19 protein-coding genes and 1 tRNA gene are annotated in these 16,483 nt (G+C 58.8%); 10 read left to right on the plus strand and 10 right to left on the minus strand.

The window, feature by feature from the left end; translation table 11 throughout:
* Positions 1-196: 196 nt before the first annotated feature.
* Complete coding sequence (locus ACM6IR_RS16975; protein WP_414908773.1) at positions 197-1,033, minus strand: cupin domain-containing protein; 837 nt, start codon at positions 1,031-1,033, stop codon at positions 197-199.
* A 134-nt stretch (positions 1,034-1,167) separates the two neighbouring features.
* On the opposite strand from ACM6IR_RS16975, the gene ACM6IR_RS16980 reads away from it, so the two are divergent.
* Entirely contained in the window at positions 1,168-1,686 is a 519-nt protein-coding gene (locus ACM6IR_RS16980) for a carboxymuconolactone decarboxylase family protein (RefSeq protein ID WP_414908774.1), read from the plus strand.
* 29 nt (positions 1,687-1,715) lie between these two features.
* Positions 1,716-1,967, plus strand: coding sequence for a glutaredoxin 3 (grxC, locus tag ACM6IR_RS16985; protein ID WP_414908775.1), 252 nt, complete (start codon positions 1,716-1,718; stop codon positions 1,965-1,967).
* A gap of 51 nt (positions 1,968-2,018) precedes the next feature.
* Here grxC and ACM6IR_RS16990 read toward each other — a convergent pair whose 3' ends face one another.
* A complete protein-coding gene (locus ACM6IR_RS16990) occupies positions 2,019-2,222 on the minus strand; it encodes a hypothetical protein (RefSeq protein WP_414908776.1) in 204 nt (67 codons plus the stop codon).
* A 140-nt stretch (positions 2,223-2,362) separates the two neighbouring features.
* Between ACM6IR_RS16990 and ACM6IR_RS16995 the strand changes: the two genes are divergently transcribed.
* Both ACM6IR_RS16995 and ACM6IR_RS17000 read left to right on the plus strand, forming a co-directional pair.
* Positions 2,363-3,172, plus strand: coding sequence for a DUF2092 domain-containing protein (locus tag ACM6IR_RS16995; RefSeq protein ID WP_414908777.1), 810 nt, complete (start codon positions 2,363-2,365; stop codon positions 3,170-3,172).
* Positions 3,169-3,357 carry a hypothetical protein gene (locus ACM6IR_RS17000; protein ID WP_414908778.1) on the plus strand — a complete coding sequence of 63 codons (189 nt, stop codon included), beginning with the start codon at positions 3,169-3,171 and terminating at the stop codon, positions 3,355-3,357. The genes ACM6IR_RS16995 and ACM6IR_RS17000 overlap by 4 nt, the downstream gene beginning before the upstream one ends.
* Before the next feature lie 117 nt (positions 3,358-3,474).
* On the opposite strand, the gene ACM6IR_RS17005 is transcribed toward ACM6IR_RS17000, so the two are convergent.
* A tRNA-Gln gene (locus tag ACM6IR_RS17005) sits at positions 3,475-3,549 on the minus strand.
* Positions 3,550-3,792: 243 nt separating this feature from the next.
* Here ACM6IR_RS17005 and ACM6IR_RS17010 point away from each other — a divergent pair.
* A complete protein-coding gene (locus tag ACM6IR_RS17010) occupies positions 3,793-4,176 on the plus strand; it encodes a hypothetical protein (RefSeq protein WP_414908779.1) in 384 nt (127 codons plus the stop codon).
* Positions 4,177-4,289: 113 nt separating this feature from the next.
* On the opposite strand, the gene ACM6IR_RS17015 is transcribed toward ACM6IR_RS17010, so the two are convergent.
* Genes ACM6IR_RS17015 through ACM6IR_RS17025 form a run of 3 tightly spaced genes read right to left on the minus strand, consistent with a single transcriptional unit; the run spans position 4,290 to position 7,354 of the window.
* Positions 4,290-5,387: an extracellular solute-binding protein gene (locus ACM6IR_RS17015; protein ID WP_414908780.1), complete on the minus strand. Its 1,098-nt coding sequence runs from the start codon at positions 5,385-5,387 to the stop codon at positions 4,290-4,292.
* 1 nt (position 5,388) lies between these two features.
* Positions 5,389-6,297 (minus strand): N-carbamoylputrescine amidase, encoded by a 909-nt coding sequence (aguB, locus tag ACM6IR_RS17020; RefSeq protein ID WP_414908781.1) that lies wholly within the window; start codon positions 6,295-6,297, stop codon positions 5,389-5,391.
* A 4-nt stretch (positions 6,298-6,301) separates the two neighbouring features.
* Positions 6,302-7,354, minus strand: a complete 1,053-nt coding sequence (locus ACM6IR_RS17025) for an agmatine deiminase family protein (protein ID WP_414908790.1) — start codon at positions 7,352-7,354, stop codon at positions 6,302-6,304.
* Between the two features lie 147 nt (positions 7,355-7,501).
* Between ACM6IR_RS17025 and ACM6IR_RS17030 the strand changes: the two genes are divergently transcribed.
* Positions 7,502-8,374, plus strand: coding sequence for a LysR substrate-binding domain-containing protein (locus ACM6IR_RS17030; protein ID WP_414908782.1), 873 nt, complete (start codon positions 7,502-7,504; stop codon positions 8,372-8,374).
* On the opposite strand, the gene ACM6IR_RS17035 is transcribed toward ACM6IR_RS17030, so the two are convergent.
* The 4 genes from ACM6IR_RS17035 to ACM6IR_RS17050 all read right to left on the minus strand — a co-directional run bounded on the left by ACM6IR_RS17035 (position 8,367) and on the right by ACM6IR_RS17050 (position 12,487).
* The gene (locus ACM6IR_RS17035; protein WP_414908783.1) at positions 8,367-9,350 is read right to left on the minus strand and encodes a GlxA family transcriptional regulator; all 984 of its coding nucleotides are present in this window, start codon (positions 9,348-9,350) and stop codon (positions 8,367-8,369) included. The genes ACM6IR_RS17030 and ACM6IR_RS17035 overlap by 8 nt on opposite strands.
* Positions 9,351-9,468: 118 nt before the next feature.
* Positions 9,469-10,038 carry a nucleotidyltransferase family protein gene (locus ACM6IR_RS17040; RefSeq protein ID WP_414908784.1) on the minus strand — a complete coding sequence of 190 codons (570 nt, stop codon included), beginning with the start codon at positions 10,036-10,038 and terminating at the stop codon, positions 9,469-9,471.
* A gap of 184 nt (positions 10,039-10,222) precedes the next feature.
* Entirely contained in the window at positions 10,223-11,893 is a 1,671-nt protein-coding gene (locus ACM6IR_RS17045; RefSeq protein ID WP_414908785.1) for an MFS transporter, read from the minus strand.
* 213 nt (positions 11,894-12,106) lie between these two features.
* Positions 12,107-12,487, minus strand: coding sequence for a RidA family protein (locus ACM6IR_RS17050; protein ID WP_414908786.1), 381 nt, complete (start codon positions 12,485-12,487; stop codon positions 12,107-12,109).
* A 192-nt stretch (positions 12,488-12,679) separates the two neighbouring features.
* On the opposite strand from ACM6IR_RS17050, the gene ACM6IR_RS17055 reads away from it, so the two are divergent.
* The 4 genes from ACM6IR_RS17055 (at position 12,680) to argE (ending at position 16,402) form a co-directional block, all read left to right on the plus strand.
* Positions 12,680-13,990 carry a flavin-containing monooxygenase gene (locus tag ACM6IR_RS17055; protein ID WP_414908787.1) on the plus strand — a complete coding sequence of 437 codons (1,311 nt, stop codon included), beginning with the start codon at positions 12,680-12,682 and terminating at the stop codon, positions 13,988-13,990.
* A gap of 21 nt (positions 13,991-14,011) precedes the next feature.
* The gene (locus ACM6IR_RS17060; RefSeq protein WP_046027689.1) at positions 14,012-14,428 is read left to right on the plus strand and encodes a RidA family protein; all 417 of its coding nucleotides are present in this window, start codon (positions 14,012-14,014) and stop codon (positions 14,426-14,428) included.
* Between the two features lie 148 nt (positions 14,429-14,576).
* Positions 14,577-15,254: a DUF1028 domain-containing protein gene (locus ACM6IR_RS17065; protein ID WP_414908788.1), complete on the plus strand. Its 678-nt coding sequence runs from the start codon at positions 14,577-14,579 to the stop codon at positions 15,252-15,254.
* Positions 15,251-16,402, plus strand: a complete 1,152-nt coding sequence (argE, locus tag ACM6IR_RS17070; protein ID WP_414908789.1) for an acetylornithine deacetylase — start codon at positions 15,251-15,253, stop codon at positions 16,400-16,402. Before ACM6IR_RS17065 ends, argE begins: the two co-directional genes overlap by 4 nt.
* Positions 16,403-16,483 lie beyond the last annotated feature (81 nt).

Consider the following 16,483-nt stretch of genomic DNA (forward strand, 5'->3'; position numbering starts at 1 on the left):
GGTCTCGTTTGCGATCGCGTTAGTCCACAGCTGATTCACTAAGGAGCAGCCGCTTGAGCAACACGCCCTCGTGGCGGGGACGGCGCCGCGCTAACAGACGTGGTGGGGTGTATATCCGTTTTTTTGGTAACGGCCGTTACCAAAAAAATGGATATGTCCCACGTCCAAAACCTTTCGCCAGATAACATCACTAGCCCTAAACACCCGGACCTTTTCGTGAGCTATGGGTCCATTCCCGCGGACTGGCACCTGTTTTACGCCGAAAAGCCCGAGCCAGCGCCGAGGGACTTTCGTAACCGACCTCATCAGCGATCAAGGCTATGGGCTTGCCTTCGCGCAGGCGTTTCTGCGCCAGGCTGATCCGCCAGCTCACCAGATAATCGACGGGAGTTTGCCCCACCACCCGACGAAAGTGCTCGGCAAAGCTGGCGCGAGACATGTTGGCCGCTGCCGACAACTCAGCCACCGTCCAGGCTTTGCCGGGCTCGTCGTGCATGAGACTCAAGGGCCGCGCCAGTCGCGGATCGGCCAGGCCAGCCATCATCCCTGGGCTCTGATCACGGTTGGTCAGAATGTGCCGCAGCAACTGAATCACCAACAATTCGAACAGCCGGTCCATCATCGCTTCACGACCGCAAATGCCGCCGAACGCTTCGTTGAACAGCCACTCCAGTGTGCCGGCCATCGACGGTATTTCATCGAGTTCCAGCACCAGGTAATCAGGCAACGCCGCCGCCAGTGCATTACCCACCCCGCCATCGAAGGTCAGCGACGCACACACCAGCTGAGTCTCGAAGGTTTCAGAGGCGAACAAACGATGACGGTAAGGCCGGGGGAAAAACATCAACGTCGGCTTGCTGAGCCGAATCTCTCGCTCATCGGCCAGTTTGAGGCCCAACTCACCGGCCTGAAGCAAATGCAGATGCCCGCTAGCTTGATCGCCATCGAAGCCGGTGGTGCCGCAAAACGCCCCGCTGTGAAAGGTGCCGGCACTGACACTGAAATGCGTGAGCAAGGTGGACAAGCGATCCATAAAGCGACTCCCAAGCGGATAGCTGGACGATCTGTTGCATATCCTCGACGATTTGCACCCGAAAGACCAGCTTCGGCCACTAGCATGGACCCCGTACCCCGCGCATTTTGCGCATCAATCTACGGAGAATGACCATGAGCCGTATCACCACACTGAGTCTCGAACAGAGCACCGACGCCACCCGCCCACTGCTGGAGGGCATGCAGAAAAAAATCGGCTTTTTGCCGAATGTATTCAAGACCCTGGCCCGTGCCCCGGCTGTGCTAACGGCCTATTTGCAACATTCAGTGGCCTTGGGCGCAACGTCCTTGAGCGCCAAAGAGAAGGAAGCAATCTTTCTCGCCACCTCACAGGTCAACGGCTGCGACTACTGCCTGGCCGCACACACACTGTTTGCCGGCAAGGCCGGGCTCTCTGCGCAAGAGATCCTTAGTGCCCGGGATGGCCAGCTCAACGCATTTTCCGTGCTCGCCCGACAAATCACCGAAAGCCGCGGCCATCTGAAGAGCGAGCAGCTCGAAGCTGCCCGCACCGCCGGCATTGACGACGCCAAGATCATTGAGGTCATCGCCCACGTGGCCTCGCAAACCCTGACCAATTACCTGAACAACGTCGCCCTGACCGAGATCGATTTCCCTGCAATCGATGCGTGAACACCTCGTCAACTTTTGGAGTACAGGCCATGAACACGGTCACGCTTTACACCACTGACACCTGCCCTTACTGCCATAACGCCAAGGCGCTGCTGGCCAGCAAAGGGATCAACACGGTGGAAATAAACGTTCAATCCGACCCCGGAAAATTTCAGGAAATGCTCAACCGAAGCGGTCGGCGCAGCGTCCCGCAAATTTTCGTCGGTGATACGCATATCGGAGGTTTTGACGACTTGGCCAAGCTCGACCGTCAGGGCGGTTTGTTGTCGATACTGGCTTGATGCGATGGGTCTGACCACCGGCAGATGTTTGCCGGTGGTCGCACGACTTACTCAGGCGAGCTTGACCAGTTCCAGCAGCGCCACCAGGCCAATGGCGACGGCGGTAAAGAGGAAATGATTGAAGCCCGCCATCGCTTCAGCAAGGGGGTAGGCCACCATCAAGGCCCAGGTGCTTGGCGCGCAGCAAGTGGCGCAGCTTTTTGTAAAAGGCGCTACAAAGGAAAAGAGTCCGTTGCGGCCGAGCCCATGGGCCATCTGATGAACCTTGTTGTTAACGGAAGCGATTATTCACAGGCCAGATGAGTGGTCATTCAATAAGCGGCGAAATGCGGGTGATGGGACTAGCGTTATAAGTTCTCGCTGGTCCTCCAGCATTCTTGCAGTGGTGAACTTCAATGGAAAAAATCGCCAGAAAGCTGAGTGAATTCACTGCCGCTCGCCTCGCGGGCGCGGGGTTGGCATTAGTTGTCGGATTGAGTAGTCCGATCGCCGCACACGCCGATGAGGCCGCTGCCAAAAGTCTGTTCAAGAACATGTCTGACTATATGGCAGCGCAAAAAAACATATCGTTTAACTACGACACTGACTTTGACGTCGTCACCAAACAAAATCAGAAACTCACACTGGCCGCATCCGGCACGTTGGTCATCAATCGGCCAGACAAAATCCGCAATAACCGTTCGGGTGGATTTGCCGACGTCGAGATGCTGTTCGATGGCAAGACCCTGACCCTGTTCGGCAAAAACGCTAACGCTTACACGCAGGTTGAGGTACCTGGAACGCTTGATCATTTGATTGATCAGCTAAGGAATAAGTTTAACCGACCGTTACCCGGCGCAGACCTGTTGATGTCCAATCCTCAAGCAGAACTGATGGACGGTGTGAACGACATCAAGGATTTGGGCAGTGGTGTGATCGGCGGCGTGGAATGCGATCACCTGGCCTTTCGAACCAAGGACGTCGACTGGGAAATCTGGATCGCCCAAGGCGACCGCCCTTACCCTTGCCGCTATGTCATCACGTCTAAACAGGTGACCGGTTGGCCGCAGTACAGCATTCAGTTGCGGGACTGGAAAAGCGGCGATGAAGTGACCGCTGACGACTTCGCGTTCAACAACTCGACGAATGCCAAAAAAATCGAGCTCAAAGACCTTCCCAACGCAGACGACCTGCCGAAGAACTTTGTACGAGGAAAACTCAAATGAACCTCTTGATGAAAACGGGTGGTTTGCTGGTGTTCGGGTTCGTCCTGATCGGTGCGCTTGAACTCGGCGAAACCCTGTCGATCCCAGGCGTGCACAGCGTGATTTCACCTGCCGAAGCGGTTGTCGGGCGTCCGCTCACGCCAGTCAGTGTGGCCGGGGTAGCACGGCGCTCGGCGCGGCGTTGAGCGCGCAGCAGGGTACGGCTCAAGGTATTCGATCGTGTGGAGGGTATTTTTGCTGGAGAGCACAGCCACCGATTGGGCGTGATGCAAGTGGTGGGGCTGTTACCCACCGGCAGGAAATGGCAGGGGCGGCTGGATTCGAACCAACGCATGGCAGGATCAAAACCTGCTGCCTTACCGCTTGGCGACGCCCCTGTAACTTGCGCGGAAATTTATCAACTTTCGCGTCGTACGGGAAGCCCTACGCAAAATATTTTTTGTTTTAAAACAGCCACTTATCATTAATCACAGCGACACACAAGCCTCAAGGGCAGAGCCGACCAGCGGAAACCGAACCATCCAACCCCCTCCACTACGCTTTGCGCTCGACATCAAAAACCCGGCCAGGCTCGCATTGAATACCAGTAAAAGGCATTTCCAACAGCGGAGTGAAGTCACATGACACAGGTATTGTTCATCGGGCAGACGCTGGAAACCGTGGATTTCTCCGACCCGGCCTTACCCCCAGGCTTGACGGTCGAAAAGATACAAGCAGGCATAGCGATTGCCATGGCATCCATGGCGGAACGGGGATGGCAGGCTGACCTTTGTCTGGTCCCGCCCGACAAAACCGCCGGTCCCTTGCTGGAAAAACAGTTAGCCAGAAAGTCCTACAACTGCGTCGTCATCGGGGCAGGTATTCGCCTTCCGCCAAAGAGCTTGCCCCTGTTCGAAGTGGTTATTAACGCCGTGCATAAAGGCGCGCCCGACGCAGTCATTGCCTTCAACACGGGGCCAGAGACAACCGCCGACTGCGCCGCTCGCTTGTTAAAACTGAACTAAGCCAACGGCTGGTGTCGGCGTAATGTCCGCCCCATTGATCACGAAGGTATTGATGTAGCCAGCAGCGAAGTCAGGGCTGTCGTCTTTGAACGAGCTCTTGCGCGCAATTGAAGTCATTTTGCTGTCGCCGTCTTGAACTTGGTCCAGGTTCGCATGCGCGCCCGCATATCCGACTGGGGAATGTCCTTGCCCGGAATCAATCGTGCATACGTGGCCTCATCGAGGTAGATGTCCGGGTTGTTGCGCATGCTCGCATCCACGCCCGGACGCGCCTTGGCATTCGAGGTCGGGTAGCCGGTGAAGTTACTGATGGCGGCCATATTCTCCGGCCGCATGACGAAGTTGATGAACGCATAGGCATATTCCGGATGTTTGGCGTCGACCGGAATCGCCATGGTGTCCATCCACACCGTGGTGCCTTCTCGGGGAATGCGGTACTGGAACGTGGTTTTCTTGCCTGCGCTATCCGATGTCCGTTGCGCCTGGGTCATGTCGCCGCTGTAACCGAGTGACATGCACAGGTTGCCATTCACCAGATCGGTCACTGGCTGCGACTGGAACTTGCGAATGTACGGCCGCAGTTTCAACAGCAGCTCACTCGCTGCGGCCAGGTCCTCAGGCTTGGCGCTACGGGGTTCGCGCCCCAGGTAATTGAGCACCACCGCCAGCACTTCATCCGGGGAATCGATCATCGAGATGCCGCAGTCGGCAAATTTGGCAGCCAGTTCCGGCTTGAACAGCATGTCCAAGCTATTGACGGGGGCATCCGGCAGACGCTGTTTGATCTGTTCGGTATTGTAGGTCATGCCGATGGTGCCCCAGGTGTAGGGGACGGTGGCCTGGCTCGAATGTTCATACTGTTTGCGCAGCTTCTGCAAACCAGGCTCGATGTCCCCCATGGCGGTAAGTTTTGAGCGGTCCAGCGGCAGCAGGCTGCCGGCGCGCATCAAGCGCTCGGCAACGGTGTCGCCGGGGAAGATCAGATCATACCCACTGCCGCCGGCCAGCATTTTGGCTTCCAGTGTTTCACTGCCATCCATCACGTCGTAGATCACCTTGATCCCGGTTTCGGCGGTGAATCTGGCCAACGTGTCTTCGGCGAAATAGTCGGCCCAGTTGTACAGCCTGAGGGTTTTCTCTTCGGCGTGCAGCGATGGCAAGGCACAGGCCAGTGCCAGGGCACCGAGCAACACTCTGTTGGCAATACGCATATCAAACTCCTTGGGTAGCCCAGCGTGAGTGAAGGTGACGACCGTCCTGACTTAACAGCGCCCCATACATCTCCGGGCGACGGTCGCGGTAGATACCCCAGCTCAGGCGCTCTTCGCGAATCGCGTTCAAGTCCAGGCTATGAACCAGCACGCCGGTACTGTCTCGGTCCGCCTCGGCGAGCAACTTCCCCTTGTGGTTGCAGATAAACGACGAGCCGTAGAAGTTCATCTGCAAGTTTGGATCGAGGGTCGCGGTCTCTGGGCCGACGCGATTGGCGGCCACCACCGGCAGAATGTTCGCGGCGGCATGACCGCGCATGGTCATCTGCCAGTGGTCACGGGAATCCAGCGTTGTGCAGCCAGGCTCAGAGCCGATGGCCGTGGGAAACAGCAAGACTTCGGCGCCCATCAATGCCAGGCAACGGGCGGTTTCGGGGAACCACTGATCCCAGCAGATCCCCACACCGATGCGCCCGAAAGCCGTGTCCCACACACGGAACCCGGTATCACCAGGGCTGAAGTATTCTTTCTCCTGATAACCGATGGCGTTGGGGATATGGGTCTTGCGGTACACACCCAGCAGGCGCCCGTCGGCATCCGCCACGCTCAAGGAATTGAAGTAAGCATTGCCGGCCTTCTCGAACCAGCTCAGCGGCAGCACCACGCCCAACTCTTTGGCCAATGCCGCGAAGCGCTTGAGTACATGGCTGTCTCGGTATTCTTCGGCCAGCGCCAAGTGCTTATGGCTTTGCTCGATGCAGAAATACGGTGTGGCAAACAGCTCTTGCAACAGGATGATTTGGGCGCCCTTGGCCGCCGCCTCACGCACCAACTGTTCGGCCTGATCGAGGTTATGTGGCAGGTGCCACGTGCAAGGCATCTGGGTAGTGGCAATCGTCAACAAAGTCATGGCATCAGCCCTCTACTCGCCAGACGGGCTGTTGCTGGGTGATGCAATGCACCCCGCCGCCGCCATGGGCCAGATGATTGATTCGGACCGGCACCACTTCTCGCCCCGGGAACGCCTGACTCAGCACCTCGGCAGCCGCCTGATCGGCCTCAATGCCATACGCCGGCATGATGATCGCGTCGTTGGCGATGTAGAAGTTGGTGTACGAGGCACAGAACACTTCAGCGTCGGTGTCCACGGCATCCGTGGCTTCATACAGCGCGATCAGCTCGAACGTGCGCCCTTGGGCATCGGTAGCCAGTTCCAGCGCACGGCGGTTCTCCCGGACCACTTCGGCATACACCGACTGCTTGTCGTGGGTCGCGTCGACCAGCAATACGCCGGGGCGTGCGAACGCGCAGACGCCATCGACATGGCCGTCCGTCATGTCGCCGGTCACGTGGTCTGGATCGCCCGGTAGCCAGATGGTTTTTTTTACACCCAGCAGACGCGTGAAGATGTCTTCCATCTCCGCCTTGCTCATGCCCGGGTTGCGATTGGCATTGAGCAATACCGATTCCGTGGTGATCAGCGTGCCCTCGCCGTCGACATGAATCGCGCCGCCCTCGTTACTCAACGGTGTGCCAAAACATTGCACACCGAGGTGATTGAGTGCGCGGCGCGCCAGGCTTTCGTCCAGGTCGTGCGCCGACTTCTCGCCCCACGCGTTGAAGCGCCAGCTCACTCCGGCCAGCCCCTGTTGCGGGTGGCAGATGAAGCTCGGGCCGGAGTCACGGCACCAACTGTCGTTGACCGCCAACTCGATCAGTTCGATGTTGGACCCGCACAGGGCCCTGGCACTCGCGACAGCAGACGGGTCGACCACCATTTTCACTGGTTCGAAACGGGCAATGGCGTTGGCCACCCGTGCGAAATCGGCCTGCACCAGCGGCAATGTCACGTGCCAACCCGACTCCCAAAGGGCCTGGTTGTGCGGCCAGACCATCCAGGTCGCGGCGTGTTTTACCCACTCTGCCGGCATCCACCAGCCACTGTTTTGTCGTTCGTTTTGCTGCATGACATGCGGCATGATAAAAAGCCCTTTAGTTAAGCTATTGTGTTCAATGAAAACTGCCTTGGCGGTCTCGTCATGCATGCTACGGCTATAAAAATAGGCCAACAAACGATGGATTTAGTAGAAAAGTGATTAGAGGAACTTATCAATATGCTCAAGCACTGGCCCCCGCTCAGCACCCTGCGCGGCTTTGAAGCGGCCGCACGACTGGGCAGTTTTCACAAGGCCGCCGACGAGTTGCACCTGACCCAGTCAGCCATCAGCCAGCAAATCCGCAGCCTTGAGGCGTACCTTGAACAGCCGTTGTTTTTTCGCAGTGGACGCAGTGTCAGCCTGACTGATGCCGGCCACGATTTGCTCAGCACCACCCAGGCGCTATTGCAGCAACTGGCCGTGGGCATACGCCGTCTCGGGCAATACCAGAAACCCAATCAACTGGTGCTCAACACCACGCCGACGTTCGCCCGGCACTGGCTGCTGCCACGCCTTGGCGATTTTCGCCGTCAGCATCCGGAAGTTGATTTGTGGATTTTCAGCACCGATGAAGTCCCGGACATGACCACCCAGACCATCGACCTCGCGGTGCGCGACGACATCAGCTCCCAGGCTGAGTGCAGCTTCAAGGTGCTGCACGCAGACCGCCTTTACCCGGCGTGTCACCCGGATGTGCTGGCAACGCCCGTCGAACAGCGCACCACCCTTCACGGCGAACGGGAAATGGACTGGAGTCACTGGGCTGTGGAGGCTGGCATCGACGTCGGCCAGAAGGATCAGGGCCTGAACTTTTCCGATCCCGGCCTGCTGCTGGACGCTGCATGCGCGGGGCTCGGCATCGCACTGGTCAGCCAGTTGCTAAGTCAGCCAGCGCGTGCCAGCGGACTGTTGCAACCGTTGGTGGAGGACACCATTCGTGGCCCGAACTGGGCCTTGCTGACCCATCGCGACAGTGAACACAATCCGTTGGCGCGATGCTTTATCGAGTGGCTTCTGGGTAACCTGGACACAACAGGAACGGCTATTTGACGAGCCGCGTTTCCTTGGACGGCCGGTAGCCAAAGTACGAGCTGTAGCACTTACTGAAATGACTCGGCGACACAAAGCCGCACGCCACCAGCACATCCACCTGGGACAGTTCGGTGTGCTGAAGCAGTCGCCGCGCCTCGGTAATCCGCAGTTCCATGTAATAGCGTTGCGGTGTCGTACCCAGTTGCTCCTTGAACAAACGCTCGAGTTGTCGGCGTGAACGGCCGGCGTAGACCGCCAGTTGCTCCAGCTCCAGAGGCTCTTCAAGGTTGGCGTGCATCAGTTTCACCACCTCGCGCAGGGGCGCGCTGACACAGATATTTTCAGTCGGTTTTATCCGCCGGTAGCGGGACTCCTCGAAGGCCAGGATGTCCTCGATCCCCTCGACGAGGGCTTTGTCGTGCAAGCCTTTGATCCAGTCCAGCGCCATGTGGAATGCGCCTGATGGACTGGACGCCGTGAGCCGGTCTCGGTCGATCACGTAGGGCTCACTGGTGACCTGTGCCGCCTTGGCAATTTCCGCGAGTGCGGGACGATGTTCGGGGTGAATCGCACAACGATAGCCATCCAGCAAGCCCGCACTCCCCAGGAACCATGCACCATTCCACAAGCCGGCCAGCGTGACGCCGTGGTCGGACGCATTTCTCAGCAAACCGATCAACTCATCCGTCGCCTTCAGCTCTGTCCTGTAGCCGCCACACACCACCAACAGGTCCAGGTGTTGAATCGCGGCACAATCGATCCGGGCATCTGGCCGGATGATCAGCCCCAGGTCGCTGACCACCTCTGCGTCATGCAAGCCGAACGTTCGGGAAGAGAACAACCTGGGCCGTAACAGGTTCGCGGTGACAATCGTATCCAGTGCCTGGGTAAACGCAGGCAGCGAAAAATGTTCGAGCAGCAAAAAGCCTGTCCGTGTCATTTGAACAGGCTCATTGGGGTTCTCGTTCAGATAGCGAAGGTTTTTCCCCTTCATGCCTCCGCTAAATTGGCGTCTTTCGATCAATGTTCAGGCCACTCGTTTACGTTAACGAACCTATAGTTTGGCACATCGGAATTTCGTAATGCGGTCTACGTTCCGTGGATCAAATGAGTCAGTCTCCTTTTGGATAAAGGATCCTCAGCCAAGGCCAGCGAGCCTGATAACTTTTCGCCTTTTGATCGAACAAGCAAGGTTGGGCATTTTTGGGGTTGATCCGCAGAATGCCTTGCTCGATGTCTGCCAGGCCATTGGGCGCATAAACTTCACCGGTTTCAGCATCCAGCCCAATGCATGTCCCCGCAACAAGGTAACGATCAACTCCGTCTTTAGTCGACTGAAGCTGAGGGTAAGCACTGCCAAATCGCTGAGGATACCAAAGGTGGATGCGAGCCTGATTCTTGACCTCAACGTTAACGTCCAGGTCCTGGAAGAGGCGCCGAGCTGAGTTGATCACCTCATTCTCGGCCTCCCAGGACAGATCAGTATCGAAGTAAAAAACGTCGTAATCCTTGATACCCCAATCGGGCGGCTGCTGCGACTGATGATTCCACACCGCCTGGAAAAGGCAGCCCGCCGTGAGCATGCACTGGCTCAAACCGAGTGAAGGCAAGCGTGCGGTAATTTGAGCGTTGATGGGATTGGTCATTGCAATGCTGACCAGATTTTCGACAGTCAATGTCATGTTCAGTCCTTGTTGAAAATTGGGCTGAGGCGCCCATTTTGGCGGGAGGGCCTGCGCCCGCGAGCATACCACTGGGCCCTTCAATTGAACCCCGCGCCTCATCGGCGGTGGTCACTGGAAGGCGAAGTAACCGGTTTCCACCAAGGATCGCCCTCACCACCCCGGGAACGGGCGAATACCCCATTTAGGCAATGTCCCGATCCTTGGTTTCCGGCAGGAAGAACGTGCCAAGAATGGCCGTCATCACAGCGATGACGATCGGGTACCACAACCCGTAGTAAATATCCCCCGTGGCCGCGACCATGGCGAACGCCACCGTCGGCAAAAAGCCGCCGAACCAGCCATTACCGATGTGGTACGGCAGCGACATCGAGGTATAGCGGATACGCGCCGGGAAGAGCTCCACCAACCAGGCCGCGATTGGACCATAGACCATGGTCACGTAGATCACCAAAAGGGTCAGGAGTGCCAGTACCACCGGGTAATTGGACTTGGCCGGGTCGGCTTTCTCGGGATAGCCGGCGTCCTTGAGCGTAGCGCCGAGGGTGGCGGTGAAGGCGTCGTTGCGGGTCTTGAAGTCGGCGGCTGGCAGACTGGAGCCCTCGAAACTCTGGATCACCTTGTCGCCGATGCGGACCTGCGCGACGCTGCCTGGCTCGGCCTTCTCGTTCTTGTAGGGTATGGCCTTCTTGGCCAACAAAGTCTTGGCGAGGTCGCAGGAGCTGGTGAATTTGGCTTTGCCCACCGGGTCGAACTGGAACGAGCACTGGCCGGCATCGGCAATTACAGTGACGGGATTCTTCTCCTGCGCGATGAACACATCGGGGTTACCGTATTGGGTCAACGCATGGAAGATCGGGAAGTAGGTAACTGCCGCCAATATGCAGCCGGCCATGATGATCGCCTTACGGCCGATACGGTCGGACAGACTGCCGAATATGACGAAGAACGGCGTGCCGATCAGTAGAGAGCCGGCAATCAGCAAGTTGGCGGTCTGCGGGTCAATCTTCAGCGTCTGCAGCAGAAAAAACAGCGCATAGAACTGCCCGGTGTACCACACAACAGCCTGGCCAGCGGTACCGCCGAGCAGGGCCATGATCACGATCCTGAGGTTGTCCCAGCGAGCGAAGGATTCGGTCAGCGGCGCCTTGCTGGCCCTGCCTTCAGTCTTCATCTTCACGAACACCGGCGACTCGCTGAGCTGCAGGCGGATGTAGACCGAAACGATCAGCAGCAAGATCGACAACAGGAAGGGAATCCGCCAGCCCCAGGTCTCGAAGGCTTCGGAGCCGAGCAGGGTTCGGCAGGCGAGGATCACCAGCAGGGAAAGAAACAGGCCGAGGGTCGCGGTGGTTTGAATCCACGAAGTAAAGTAGCCACGCTTGCCTTTCGGCGCATGTTCCGCCACGTAGGTCGCCGCGCCACCATACTCACCACCCAGTGCCAGGCCTTGCAACAGGCGCAGGGTGATCAGGATGATCGGCGCTGCCACGCCGATGGTCGCGTAGCCGGGTAGAAAACCCACTACAGCGGTGGAGATACCCATGATCACAATAGTGATGAGAAAGGTGTACTTGCGTCCGATCATGTCGCCCAGTCGGCCGAACACTATGGCGCCGAAGGGGCGTACGGCGAAGCCCGCGGCGAATGCGAGCAGCGCAAAGATGAAGGACGTTGTCTCGTTGACGCCAGCGAAGAAGTGCTTCGCGATAATCGCGGCGAGGGAGCCGTAAAGGTAAAAGTCGTACCACTCGAACACGGTGCCCAGGGACGAGGCGAAAATGACCTTGCGCTCCTCCCTGGTGATCCCGCGGTTGGGCGCGCTGCCCGTGCTTGTGTTGTCGATTGCGGCCATGGGGCTTCTCCGTCTTGCTCTTGTTGTAGGCCGGAGCACCTCACCAGCATTACCGCACCCAGGCCCTTAGGCTGATGTCATCGGATTACGGATTGCGCAACGCATGCAAACAGGCTGACGACCTCGCATCACCACAAGGTTTCTTAAAGCATAATCACCTTCGCGCAGATATCCACTCACTCACCGCCCGGGTCGTCGGATCAGCGCGCAAACTCAGCCCTTGGCCGCCATCGCGGTCACTTCCACGCGCATGCCTTCGACCGCCAAAGCCGCCACACCGACAGCTGCGCGAACCGGCCATGGCTTGGCAAAGAAACGCTTATAAACCTCGTTGAACGCGGCGCGGTCGGCCATGTCGGTGAGGTAGATGGTCAAGTGCATGACCCGGTCCATGGAACTGCCGGCGCGTTCCAGCGCGACCTTCAATGCCTGCAACGTGCACTCGCTCTGCAGGGTGATGTCGCCCAGTTCCAGGCTGCCGTCGGCGCGGGTCGGGATCTGGGTGGAGACCAGGATGCCGGCGAAACCGGCGACGTCGGAGGAGATGGAATCGGCGTCGGGATCGGGGGTAAAAGTGATGTCTTGGTTTGCCATGGGGAGCCCCTGCTTGAGGTGATAAAAAGTGCGGCCAGTTTACAGCCCCGCTGAATCAAACGCTCTGCATCAGTTATTTATACTCAAATGCCAGCTTAATAATATTTTACCGATACCAGGGTGATCCCTAGTCTTGAGCCCAAGAAATGGCAGGCCGTTAGCGACCTAACTCCAACTTCGAAGGGTATTGAGATGACCACTGAAAAAATAAAAACAGATACGCTGATTGTTGGCGCCGGTCAGGCTGGCGTGGCCATGAGTGAACACTTGAGCAAACTGGGGGTGCCGCACCTGGTGCTGGAGCGCAACCGTATTGCCGAGCGCTGGCGCACCGGCCGCTGGGATTCGCTGGTCGCGAACGGCCCGGCCTGGCACGACCGGTTTCCCGGTCTTGAGTTTGACGATCTCAGCCCAGACGGCTTTGCACCGAAAGAACGGGTCGCCGATTACTTCGAAGCCTACGCCAGGAAATTCAACGCCCCGATCCGCACGGGCGTGGATGTGCTGAAGGTGGAACGCAACATCGGTCGCCCTGGCTTCACCATCGAAACCTCTGAAGGCGTGATCGAGGCCAATCGCGTGGTGGCCGCCACCGGGCCTTTCCAGCGTCCGGTTATCCCGCCGATTGCACCGAAGGATCAACCCTTCATGCAGATCCACTCGGCCGACTACCGCAATCCGGCGCAACTGCCCGAAGGCGCAGTGCTGGTTGTCGGCGCAGGCTCCTCCGGCGTGCAAATCGCCGATGAATTGCAGCGTGCAGGGAAGAAGGTTTACCTCTCCGTTGGCGCCCACGACCGCCCTCCTCGCGCCTATCGCAACCGTGATTTCTGCTGGTGGCTGGGCGTGCTCGGCGAATGGGATCAGGTGGTAATGAAGCCGGGCCGTGAACACGTCACCATCGCCGTGAGCGGAGCCCATGGCGGTCGCACGGTAGACTTCCGTGGGCTGGCGCATCGCGGGATGACGCTGGTCGGCCTGACCCAATCGTTCAACGGCGGCGTGGCCACCTTTCAGCCAAACCTGGCCGACAACCTGGCGCGCGGCGACGAGAACTACCTGGCACTGCTCAATGCCGCCGACGCCTACATCGAACGCAATGGCCTGGACCTGCCGGAAGAACCGGAAGCGCGCAGTACCTTCCCGGACCCGGACTGCGTGAAAAACCCGATTCTGCAACTCGACCTGGAAAAGGCGGGCGTGACTTCGATCATCTGGGCCACCGGTTTTGCCACCGATTACAGCTGGCTCAAGGTCAATGCCTTCGACGACAACGGCAAGCCGCAGCATCAGCGCGGCGTGTCGAGTGAGCCCGGCGTGTATTTCCTCGGCCTGCCGTGGCAGTCCCGTCGCGGCTCGTCGTTTATCTGGGGTGTTTGGCATGACGCCAAGTACGTGGCTGATCACATCGCCATCCAGCGTTCATACCTCGACTACCACGATGCGGCGCAGCGTCAGGCTGAAACCGTTCCGCTCGCCCACAAAACCACTGTCAGCGCTTAAGTCATCGTTCAGGAGCTTCAAATGTCCACGCCAACCCATACCCGTATTCGCATGTTCAACACCAAGGAAACCTACCCGAACCAGAGCCTGGACAACGACCTGTGCCAAGCCGTTCGCGCGGGCAACACCGTTTATGTCCGGGGTCAGGTCGGTACTGATTTCGAGGGTAATCTGGTGGGGCTGGGTGACCCGCGTGCCCAGGCCGAGCAAGCCATGCGCAACGTCAAGCAGTTGCTGGAAGAGGCTGGCAGCGATCTTAGCCACATCGTTAAAACCACGACTTACCTGATTGACCCGCGCTATCGCGAGCCGGTTTATCAGGAAGTGGGCAAGTGGCTAAAGGGTGTGTTTCCGATTTCGACCGGGCTGGTGGTGTCGGCATTGGGGCAGCCACAGTGGTTGATGGAGATTGATGTGATTGCGGTGATTCCCGAGTAAACCGAGTCGCGGCCTTCGCGAGCAAGCTTCGCTCCTACAGGTGATCGGGGTCGTCCATGAAATGGAGATCTCCTGTAGGAGCGAAGCTTGCTCGCGAAGGCGCCAGAGCAGACACCTCATGTGCCAAGGCTAACCAAGGAGCAAAACCATGACCTTCTCCATCGCCGCCCGTTGCCCCGAAACAGGTCAGTTCGGCATCGCGATCAGTTCCTCCAGCATCGCCGTCGGCGCACGCTGCCCGTGGTTGCTGCCGGGCGTTGGCGCGGTTTCGACGCAAAACATCACCCTGCCATCCCTCGGCCCGGAAGTCCTGGCCCTCATGGAGCAAGGCCTCGCCCCCTTTGATGCGTTAGACAAAGTCCTGACCCGCAACGGCTACAGCCAATACCGGCAGATCATCGCGATTGACCACCTCGGCCAAACCGCACACTTCAGCGGCGCGCAAACCCTCGGTAACCACAACGCCGTGTCCGGCGAGCAATGTGTGGCGGCCGGCAACATGCTCGCGGATCGCTCCGTGATCGAAGCCATGGTCGATGCGTTCGAACACGGCGAAGGTCAACTGGCCGACCGTTTGCTCGCCGCAATGAAAGCCGCCATCGCGGCAGGTGGTGAAGCCGGACCGGTGCATTCGGCCGCGATGGTGGTGGTCGGCGAACTGACCTGGCCGATCATCAACCTGCGGGTCGACTGGGCTGACGAAAACCCGATCGGCCAGTTGGAAAAACTGTGGGACGCCTATCGACCACAGGTTCAGGACTACATCGACCGCGCACTCGCCCCCGACAAATCCCCAGGCTACGGCGTCGCTGGAGACGACCGATGAGCACCAGCCGCGATTTGCTGAAGACGTTGGTGGCGTTCGACACCACGAGCCGCGAATCAAACCTGCACCTCATCGAATTCGTGCGCGACTACCTCGCGCGCTTCGATGTGCCTTGCGAGCTGGTCTACAACGAACAGCGCAGCAAGGCCAATCTGTTCGCCACCATCGGCCCGGCAGACAAGCCGGGCATTGTGCTGTCGGGGCACACCGACGTGGTGCCCGTCGACGGCCAAGCGTGGACCGTTGCGCCGTTCGAACTCACCGAGCGCGACGGAAAACTGTACGGTCGAGGCACCGCGGACATGAAAGGCTACATCGCCTGCGTGCTCGCCCTCGCGCCCTTCCTGGTGAACGCGTCACTGCGGCTGCCGGTACACATTGCGCTTTCGTACGATGAAGAAGTCGGCTGCCTCGGCGTGCGCTCGTTGCTGGCCGAGCTGGAACAGCGTCCGGTCAAACCGATGCTCTGCATCATCGGCGAGCCCACCGAGCTCAAACCGGTACTCGGCCATAAAGGCAAACTGGCGATGCGTTGCGACGTTCACGGTGAAGCGTGTCACTCCGCCTACGCCCCGCTCGGGGTCAATGCGATTGAATATGCCGCCGAACTGATCGGTGAACTGGGGCGGATCGGCAACCGACTCAAAGCGCCCGAGCATCACGATGCACGTTTCGATCCGCCGTTCAGCACGGTGCAAACAGGCGTCATCTCTGGCGGCAAAGCCCTGAACATCGTCCCCGCCGATTGCCGCTTCGACTTCGAAATCCGCGCATTGCCCTCGCACGATCCAAGTGAAGTGGCGCAGGAATTGAAAGCCTATGCCGAGCAGCAGGTTTTGCCGCGCATGCGGGTCGTGAGTGGACAGAGCGAGATCCGCTTTAGTGAGTTGTCGGCGTATCCCGGGTTGGCGACCGATGAGCAGAGCGAAGCGGCTGAACTGATCGCCGCATTCTCCGGCTCCCGCGAATTCGGCACCGTGGCGTTCGGCACCGAGGGCGGCCTGTTCGACGCCGCCGGCATTCCCACCGTCGTCTGCGGCCCCGGCAGCATGGACCAGGGCCACAAGCCCGACGAATTCGTCAGCCTGGAACAACTCACCGCCTGCGATGCCATGCTGCAACGGCTGCTTTCATCTATCTCTGGCTGACGCGGCACACACCTCTGTAGCAGCTGCCGAAGGCTGCGTTCGGCTGCTGTAGGAGCGAAGCTTGCTCGCGAAGAACGATAA

The organism is Pseudomonas sp. IT-P253, assembly GCF_949768125.1.
GTDB lineage: Bacteria > Pseudomonadota > Gammaproteobacteria > Pseudomonadales > Pseudomonadaceae > Aquipseudomonas.